Genomic DNA, 9305 nt, shown 5'->3' with positions numbered 1-9305 from the left:
TAGCCTTGAACCTCCTGAAAAATGAACAAACTAAAAAACTGTCGGTTAAAAGCAAAAGACTCAAAGCGGCTTGGGATGAAGACTATTTATTAAGGATATTGAAAATAAAAGTGTGAGTTTGCCCTGACCAGTAAACCCTTTTTTTAGGCTACAAGTAAAATCTCCAATTCCACCTGAAACAGTTGATGAAGTTACTTTACTATTACTTGATAATCTTCTAAGCATTAAACCAGCTCCATTAATTTGATATCCTTGATCATCTCTAGCTTGAATATAAGTCCAAGTTACTCCATTATCTCCTACAAAACTTCCATCACCATAAGTTGATGACGGTAAACCAGTAGCATTTGTAAAAGTTTCAGTACCGCAAGTTGAATTTGCAATAGATGTAGTAACTGTAGCTGTATTACTTACTGTAGAAGTGTTACCAGCCGCATCTTTTGCATATACTGTAAAATTATAAGAAGTACTTGCAGTTAAGCCAGTTACATTGTATGCGTTGGTCACAGTAGAAGCTAAAAATACACCGTCTTTAAAAACTTCATACGAAGTTACTCCAATATTATCGGTAGAGGCTGTCCAAGATAAATTAGTACCTGTACTTGTGGTATTACTAGCACTTAAATCTGTTATGGTTGAAGGTGCTTGTGTATCAATTATATTGGTTGTTGTAAATGTAGCAGTATTACTTACCGTTGAAGTATTACCTGCAGCATCTTTGGCATAAACGGTAAAGTTATAAGTTGTATTTTGAGTTAATCCAGTTACATTATAACTATTTGTAGCTGAAGAAGCTAAAAATACTCCATCCTTATAAATATCATAAGCAGTAACTGCTACATCATCAGTAGAGGCTGTCCAAGTTAAATCTGCTGTAGTATTGGTTATATTGGAAGCTGTTAAGTTTGTTGGTGCGGTAGGTGCTTGAGTATCAGGTGTTGTATTCCATCTATCTTCAGCCGTTGGTCCTCCCCAAATTCTAGTTGCTAAGTATGGGTTATCAATAAAAGGATTTCTATTTCCTTGACCATAGGCATTTGTAGCATCACTTAAATAGGTATTTCTATTATCTTCTACTTGGGATACCGGATCTTCTGCATTCCATTGTAATAATAAATTAATCATATTAGAATCTACTGTATTTGTAGTTCCAATAGCAACTCCTGAAGGTAAACATTGGTTACCATAACGTAAGTACATGTACATCATCATACGGGCAATATCTCCTTTCCATTCATCACCAGGATACCAACCGCCGTTAGAATCTCCTGCAACACCACTCCCAGCAGCAAACTTTTTACTACTTCTATTTCCGTTTAAAGTAACATCTGCAGCTCTTAAATGATGCGCGTCGGAGCCAGGACCTGAAGTTCCTAAATTAGGCGTTCCTAACGATTTAGCATAAGTATGTTCTCTATTCCAGTCGGTACCCGCAGTTCCGCCATTGGCATTTTTACTTCTAGTTCTATTGGTAACGTAATTTCCATCGTTATCATTAGATCCATAAATTAAAAGAACATTAGATTTAGTAGCGTCTGCTGGGTCTAAATCTGTTATTTTTAGGGCTTCCCAAACATTTGCATAAGATAAAAAATGGGTATGTGTGATAATAATTTTTGTAGCTAAATTATCACGTAATTGCAATCCGTTTGCTGTTAAATCAACATCGTTATAATAAGCTTGTTGACCATAACTTAATGAGGTGATAAATAATAATAAGAGTAATAGTCTTTTCATGCTTATTGAAATTTGTAGAATATGTTTATTTTTTTAAAGTTCATAAAATTAGAACTTTATATTAATTTTAAAAGGATTATGTTATTTCTTTCTTTTTAATAAAGCCATATAAAACCCATCAAATCCAGATTTGTAGGCAGAAACTTTATTTTCTTTTACAAATTCAAATTCTGAATGATTTGCTAAAAATTTTTGTACTTGTTTTTCATTTTCGGATGGTAAAATAGAACAGGTTGCATACACTAATTGTCCACCAACTTTAACTAATTTAGAATAGTTTTCCAAAATTTCGGCTTGTGTTTTTTTAATATTTTCTATAAACTCAGGCTGTAATTTCCATTTACTACCTGGATTGCGTTTTAAAACACCAATTCCGCTACAAGGAGCATCAATTAAAACTCTATCAGCAGAATTTTTCATTTTCTTCATTACTTTAGAAGATGCTATTACTTTGGTAGTTATATTAAAAGCTCCTGCTCTTCGAGTTCTAATTTTAAGTTTTTTTAATTTACTTTCGTAAATATCGGTTGCAATTAATTGTCCTTTATTTTCCATTAAAGCAGCTAAATGCAGGGTTTTTCCACCTGCACCAGCACAAGTGTCAATTACGCGCATTCCGGGTTTTACTTCTAAATAATCGGCAACTAACTGAGAGGAAGCATCTTGCACTTCAAAAAAACCATTTTTAAAACAATCCGTTCTAAATACATTAGCTCTTTCAACCAATTTTAATGCATCAGTATAACCTTCAATAAAAACAGTTTCAATGCCTTCTGAAGCCAATTTTTTTTGCAAATTAGCTTTGGTAGTTTTTAAAGTATTTGTTCTTAAAACAACATCAGCTTGTTTGTTTAAAGCAGTAATTTCCTTTTTCCAGATATCTTCACCTAATTCATTTACGGCTAATTCATCTAACCAATCTGGAATAGATTCTTTAAATACTCTTGTTTTTTGAAGTTCGTCAAATTTCCCTTTAATTCTTCTTTCTGGCACACCTTGTAACTGATTCCAATCGGGTAATTTATATCCTTTTAATATAGCGAAAACAGCAAAGTTTTTCCATACATTTTCAGTAGAATAATGCGATTTTGTTCCGGCAATTTCATTATATAATCGCTTCCAACGTACCATTTCATAAATAGTTTCTGCAATAAACTTTCGGTCTCTTGCTCCCCAACGAGCATCTCTTTTTAATGCTTTTTGAACCACTTTATCCGCATATTCTTCTTCATTAAAAATTAATTTGATAGAATCTACTACGGTAAACACTAAATTTCTGTGTAATCTCATATAAAAAAATTAAGGGTGCAAAGATACAATATTTGTCGGTACATAAATTGTAATTGTAAATTGAAATTTGAAAGTGTATCTTCGTATTTTAATATTGCATTGTGACTACTAATTTGAACACTTCTATAACTTATTTAAAGGGCGTTGGACCCAGCAGAGCAGATTTGTTAAAAACGGAATTAGGAATTCAAACATATTCAGATTTGTTAAATTTTTTTCCGTTTAGGTATATTGATAGAACTCAGTTTGTTAAAATAAATCAACTTCAACAAAATTCTGCTGAAATTCAGATTATAGGTAAAATAACTTCTTTAAAAACGGTTAAACAAAAAAGAGGAAGTAGGTTAGTGGCGACTTTTATGGATGAAACGGGGACAATGGAATTAATTTGGTTTAGAGGTGCCAAATGGATTAAAGATGCTATAAAATTAAATATTCCGTATGTGATTTTCGGTAAAACTAACTATTTTAATCGCTCTTTTTCTATGCCTCATCCTGAAATGGAATTGGTTTCAGAATATAAAAAAAGTTTAAGAACGGCTATGCAACCTGTTTATCCTTCTACTGAAAAATTAACCAATAAAGGCGTAAGTAGCAGGATTATTACTAAAATTATGCAAAGCTTATTTCAAGAAGTTGGTTTAAATTTTAAAGAAACTTTATCCGATGAAATTATTAAAACGAATCAGTTAATTTCAAAAAGTGAAGCTTTATTTAATATTCATTTTCCAAAAACTCAAGAATTATTAACACAAGCACAAAAACGCTTAAAATTTGAAGAATTATTTTTTATTCAACTGCAACTCATCAGAAAAAAAATGATTCGGAAGGCAAAAATAAAAGGTTTTAATTTTGAAAAAGTAGGAACTTATTTTAATAATTTTTATCATCATAATTTACCTTTTGAACTTACTAATGCTCAAAAAAGAGTGTTAAAAGAAATTAGAAAAGATATTGGTTCCAATGCCCAAATGAATCGTTTATTGCAAGGCGATGTAGGTTCAGGAAAAACCATTGTAGCATTGTTGGTGATGCTAATTGCACTTGATAATAAGTATCAGGCAGCTTTGATGGCTCCTACTGAAATTTTAGCAACACAACATTATAATGCAATTGTGGAATTACTTAATGGAATGAATGTTAGCGTAAAACTATTAACCGGTTCCACAAAAACTAAAGACCGAAAAGTTATACATCAGAATTTAGAATCTGGTGATTTACAAATACTTATAGGAACTCACGCCTTAATTGAAGACAAAGTAAAATTTAAAAATTTAGGAGTTGCCATTATTGATGAGCAGCATCGATTTGGAGTAGCACAACGTTCAAAACTTTGGAAAAAAAATGAGTTGCCACCACATATTTTGGTGATGACAGCAACACCAATTCCAAGAACTTTAGCAATGAGTGTTTATGGCGATTTAGATATTTCAGTAATTGATGAATTACCACCCGGTAGAAAAGAAGTTAAAACAGCACATAGATATGATGCTAATCGACTTTCAGTTTTTAAGTTTTTAAAAGAAGAAATAGCTAAAGGAAGACAAGTTTATATTGTGTATCCGTTAATAAATGAATCCGAAGTTATGGATTATAAGGATTTAATGGATGGTTATGAAAGCATTTCTCGAGATTTTCCAAAACCAATGTATCAAATCAGCATTGTTCATGGTAAAATGAAATCCGAAGATAAAGAATTTGAAATGCAACGTTTTATAAAAGGCGAAACTCAAATTATGGTGGCAACTACGGTTATTGAAGTAGGCGTTAATATACCAAATGCAAGTGTTATGGTAATTGAAAGTGCTGAGCGTTTTGGGTTATCTCAATTACATCAGTTACGTGGTAGAGTAGGACGAGGAGCCGAACAAAGTTATTGTATTTTAATGACGAGTTTTAAGTTATCAAACGAAGCTAAAATTCGTTTAAATACAATGGTTGAAACTAGTGATGGTTTTAAAATTGCAGAAGTTGATTTAAAATTACGTGGTCCGGGTAACTTAATGGGAACGCAACAAAGCGGTGTTTTAAATTTGCGAATTGCCGACATTGTAAAAGATGCTCATTTATTAAAATTAGCGAGATTTACAGCAATTAATTTATTAGAAAACGATCCTTCACTTTCAAATCCTGAAAATAGATTTATTAATATTGCTTATCACGAAATTTCAAAAAATAGTACGCTTTGGGCTAATATTAGTTAGTTTTAATCGATTTTCAATAGCCTGAATTTCTTTGAGTTTTTCAGTCAAATCGCTTAAAGCGATATTAGGGAATTCCTTTTTAAGATACGTTATTTTATCTTCATTACCGCAATTTCCGGGGCAAGAATCTACCGCTTTTACAATACCTATTGCCAATGCTTTTCTGTACACTTCATCTAGCAATAAAAAATGTGCTTTTTGTATGCCTTTGTCAATAGATTTAAATTGAATATTAATTTGTTCGAGGTCTTTACCATCGTCTAACATTTTAACAATTCCATTAATTTGTCCACTTAACGTTTTGAGCCTTGTTTTAATATCTAAAACAAGGTCTCTAGGAAGTTTATATATTTGTTTTGCCATTTTTTAAATATTAACTGGCACAACAACTTAATTTAGAAACATCTTTACCAAAAGTAATTGTAGCTAATTTTATACCTTCACCCAAAGTTAAATAAGGATAAAAACTTTCAGCTAAATCTTTTACGGTTATGCTATATTTGATAGCCATGCTCAGTTGCTGAATGAGTTCACCACCTTCGGGAGCAATAATTCTTGCACCAATTAATTTATCGGTTTCGGTATTGCGAATGAGTTTTATAAATCCTCTGGTGTCTTGTGCTGCTAATGACCGTGGTACATTTGTTAAATCGAGTTTAGAAACGTCAAACTGAATACCTTTAGCTTCGGCTTGGACTTCGTCTAATCCCGCCCCTGCAATTTGCGGATCGGTAAACACCACCCAAGGTAATGAACTGTAATCTAAAGTTTTATTATCGCCAGTAAACGCATTGGTAACGACCGTATTGCCTTCCGCGGCAGCGGTATATACAAACGCATGGGTATTTGCAACATCACCAGCGGCATAAATATTCGATAAATTGGTTTCCATTTTTTCATTGACGATAATATGACCACTATCAGTAAGTTTCAAGCTAATATTATCAAGTCCTAATTTAGAAGTATTAGGTTTTGTGCCTGTTGCGACCAATATTTTACCTTTTTCAATGAGTTGTGTTGTAGAACCATTGGGACATTTACAATGAATGATTGTATCTGAACCCTTTTTTTCAAATTTAAAGGCTCTAAAGTTGGGCAATATTTCTATGCCTTCGCTTTTTAGTTGCGTTTCTAAAATATCGGTAATATCTTTGGTCTGACTTCTTAAAGGGCGGTCTGTAAATTCAATAATACGCACTTTTACTCCCAAACGGCTATAGGCTTGTGCAATTTCTAAACCGATATAACCGGCTCCCATAATAGTTAAACTTTTAGGTTTTTCTTCTAAATCAAATAAAGAAACATTGGTTAAATAACCAATTTCATTTAAACCTTCAATGTTAGGAATATTTGTGGTTGATCCTGTTGCTATTATAAATTTTATAGCAGTATAAGTACTTTTTCCATCAATAATAATGGTTTTTTTATCTACAAACTTAGCCCAACCTTTAATCATTGTTAAGCTTTTGAAGTCGCTAACCACATCCATATATTTATGTTGTTGTAAAGTAGCTACCAATTCTTTTTTATCTTTTATAACTTGTTTAAAATCAATAGCTACACCTTTAGGTTGAATACCTTTAAAATTAGAATGCGTGGCGTGATAAGCAGTTTCGGCAGCACGGATTAAATTTTTTGATGGCACACAACCTACATTTACACAAGTACCTCCAAAATCTAAACCTCCGTTAATCATTAAAGTTGATAAACCCAAACTTTCAGCTTTGATAGCGGCTGAAAAAGCAGCAGAACCACCTCCAATAATGATTAAATCGAAATGATTTGTGTTAGGATTTAATTCCTTTTCTACTTTATAATGTCCTGTTTTTTCTATTTCTTGAATGATGTTTTCTTTTGAAATAATACTTTCATCAAAGCTAAAATTACCTTCACCTTTTTGATAATTTACCTCATTTTGATTGATACCGTTTAGTGATGAAACATTTTTTTCAATGCCTTTAGCACAACCATCGCAAGTCATACCTTTAATAGAAAGTTTTATAGTTTTAAATGTATTCATATTTTTTATTTATAGATGAAATATTTTCTCAGCAATTACTATGACCTGTACAAGCGTTTAACAAATCATTAATTTTTGGTAGCTGTTGTTTTAATATATATTTTTCACTTAATTTGTTAATTTCTTCCATTTTTAAGCGATAAACTTTAGTATCTGCCAATTCCACTACGGAATGGTAATTTAAAAAGAAATCATAGAAAACGTTTGTAATATCTTTTGTTAGATGTAATTTTTGTTGAGGGTTTAAACGTGATTTATTATCAAAAACAGCTACTAACTGTTTAGCAATTATGCTAGCCTCTTCTTTACTTAATTTATTAACTTTTTTACCTTTATACCAAGCATTTGGAATATTGAAGTCAGCCATTTCGGTTAAAGATTTATTATCGATTAAATTTATTGCTTCAACTTGATTTTCACTAAAGATTTTCTCTGCAATTAGCTGTTGCTTATTTTTTGAGATTGAAGGTTTCCAAACGATGCCAATAACAGTTCCATCTCTTTTTAGCCAAGCTTCTTTAACTTCAGATTGTTTTTCTAAGGCTAACAATATTGGCTTAGAACGGCTTCCGCAACCAATGTTTGTTGCTGAATTACAAACTAATGGAACTTTGTAAAAAGTAATATTTTGAATTACTAACATTTGTTCACTGATTGTTTTAATTTGTTTTATCAATAATTTTATAACCAGTACTATTTACGGCATCTTTCACTTCTTTTTCAGATGATTTTGAAGCATCAAATTCTACATGAACTGAACCTGTTTTATAGTCTGCTTTTGCATTTAAATATCCTGGTAATTGAGCTAAAGTATGTTCAACATGTAAATTACAACTCTCACAAGTCATCCCTTTAACTTGCAATGTTAAATTATTTATAGACTTAATATTATTCCATTCTATTTTAGCTTTGTTTTCAGGATAAAATATATCTGTATAATAGGGGAAAGCCAGCATAATTATAGAGAATATTGTTATAAGTCCTAAGAATTTTTTGGAATGGATAAACTTTGGTTTTCCTGCCTTGTCGTCAGGCAGGTCATCAGTTTCACAATTACAATCTATTTCTTTTTTAGGTTTAAGTTGTTGATACCAAGCAAAACCTAAAACTAAAATGGTAATACCAATTAAATAAGGACGAAAAGGTTCCATCCAAGAAAAGGTTGAAGCAAAACCACTGGTGCCAGCTAATAAGGCAAGTACTGGTGTTATACAGCAAAGTGAAGCTGTAATTGCTGTTAAAAGTCCTAGTCCTAAAAGACCGTTTGATTTTGAATTGTTATTTGTATTTTGATTTTTCATGAGGTAGTAATTTAAATGGTTACAGCAATTTCATCAGATACTAAATCTAGAATATGATTAACTATTAATTTTTTAGTTGGAGTTATAGAATAATAAATGGTTTGTTTATCTCTAAAGGTTTCAACAATGCCCACATCTTTTAATTTTCGTAGATGTTGCGAAATGGCAGGTACGCTCATTTGTAAAATATCGGCAAAATCACATACACAAAATTGTTCCTGATTTATGAGCCAAACCAATTTTAGTCGTACACCATTACCAATTAATCCGACAATGTTGCTAAGCTGATTAAATTCAGTAGCATTGTTTTTTAACAGCTGTTCATATTGATCAATTTTATATTGATCTTTCTTTTCACGGATGCAAGAAATAGTTTTCATATTGTTATAATTTTAAGCAAACATATTAATATATTATTATTTAAGCAAATACTTAAATATAATTAACAATAATTTATGAAATAGAGTAGGAGTAGGAGTAGTCGTTGTGCATTTTGATTTTTTTAATATTACATCATTTCGAGATTGTCTGAAAGCAAGGCAGGTAATTTTTGATAAAATAGTGTATCGAAAATGGTTGTTTTTAAATAAAAAACCTATTCTCGATACTAATTTTAAGCCTAAAACTCACTCGTATTCTATGATTAAAACAAATAAAAACATTAAAATTTATCACTAATTTTTAAGCTGCATATTTCATAAAATCCACATAAGGTGTTTCACGATTTACAACGGCAAATATTCTTGATAAAAG

Annotated in this window: 7 protein-coding genes and 1 pseudogene; 1 reads left to right on the top strand and 7 read right to left on the bottom strand. The window is 31.3% G+C overall.

What is annotated here, in order from left to right; all coding sequences use genetic code 11:
* Positions 1-438 precede the first annotated feature (438 nt).
* Positions 439-1737, bottom strand: a pseudogene (locus tag L3J60_RS12655) (endonuclease); the annotation flags it as partial.
* An 81-nt stretch (positions 1738-1818) separates the two neighbouring features.
* Complete coding sequence (locus tag L3J60_RS12650) at positions 1819-3027, bottom strand: methyltransferase domain-containing protein (RefSeq protein WP_291975925.1); 1209 nt, start codon at positions 3025-3027, stop codon at positions 1819-1821.
* 101 nt (positions 3028-3128) lie between these two features.
* Between L3J60_RS12650 and recG the strand changes: the two genes are divergently transcribed.
* The gene (gene recG, locus L3J60_RS12645; RefSeq protein ID WP_291975924.1) at positions 3129-5231 is read left to right on the top strand and encodes an ATP-dependent DNA helicase RecG; all 2103 of its coding nucleotides are present in this window, start codon (positions 3129-3131) and stop codon (positions 5229-5231) included.
* Here recG and L3J60_RS12640 read toward each other — a convergent pair.
* The 5 genes from L3J60_RS12640 to L3J60_RS12620 are packed head-to-tail and all read right to left on the bottom strand — an operon-like array spanning position 5196 to position 8932.
* Positions 5196-5594 carry a metal-sensing transcriptional repressor gene (locus tag L3J60_RS12640; RefSeq protein WP_291975923.1) on the bottom strand — a complete coding sequence of 133 codons (399 nt, stop codon included), beginning with the start codon at positions 5592-5594 and terminating at the stop codon, positions 5196-5198. The genes recG and L3J60_RS12640 overlap by 36 nt on opposite strands.
* A gap of 10 nt (positions 5595-5604) precedes the next feature.
* Positions 5605-7251 carry a mercury(II) reductase gene (merA, locus tag L3J60_RS12635; protein WP_291975922.1) on the bottom strand — a complete coding sequence of 549 codons (1647 nt, stop codon included), beginning with the start codon at positions 7249-7251 and terminating at the stop codon, positions 5605-5607.
* A 28-nt stretch (positions 7252-7279) separates the two neighbouring features.
* A complete protein-coding gene (locus L3J60_RS12630; RefSeq protein WP_291975921.1) occupies positions 7280-7894 on the bottom strand; it encodes a hypothetical protein in 615 nt (204 codons plus the stop codon).
* 16 nt (positions 7895-7910) lie between these two features.
* Complete coding sequence (merTP, locus tag L3J60_RS12625) at positions 7911-8552, bottom strand: mercuric transport protein MerTP (protein ID WP_291975919.1); 642 nt, start codon at positions 8550-8552, stop codon at positions 7911-7913.
* Positions 8553-8563: 11 nt separating this feature from the next.
* Positions 8564-8932 carry a metalloregulator ArsR/SmtB family transcription factor gene (locus L3J60_RS12620; protein WP_291975918.1) on the bottom strand — a complete coding sequence of 123 codons (369 nt, stop codon included), beginning with the start codon at positions 8930-8932 and terminating at the stop codon, positions 8564-8566.
* Between the last annotated feature and the right edge of the window lie 373 nt (positions 8933-9305).

It is taken from the genome of Lutibacter sp., assembly GCF_021647475.1.
Taxonomy (GTDB): domain Bacteria; phylum Bacteroidota; class Bacteroidia; order Flavobacteriales; family Flavobacteriaceae; genus Lutibacter.
This window is presented reverse-complemented; position numbering and strand designations above follow the sequence as displayed.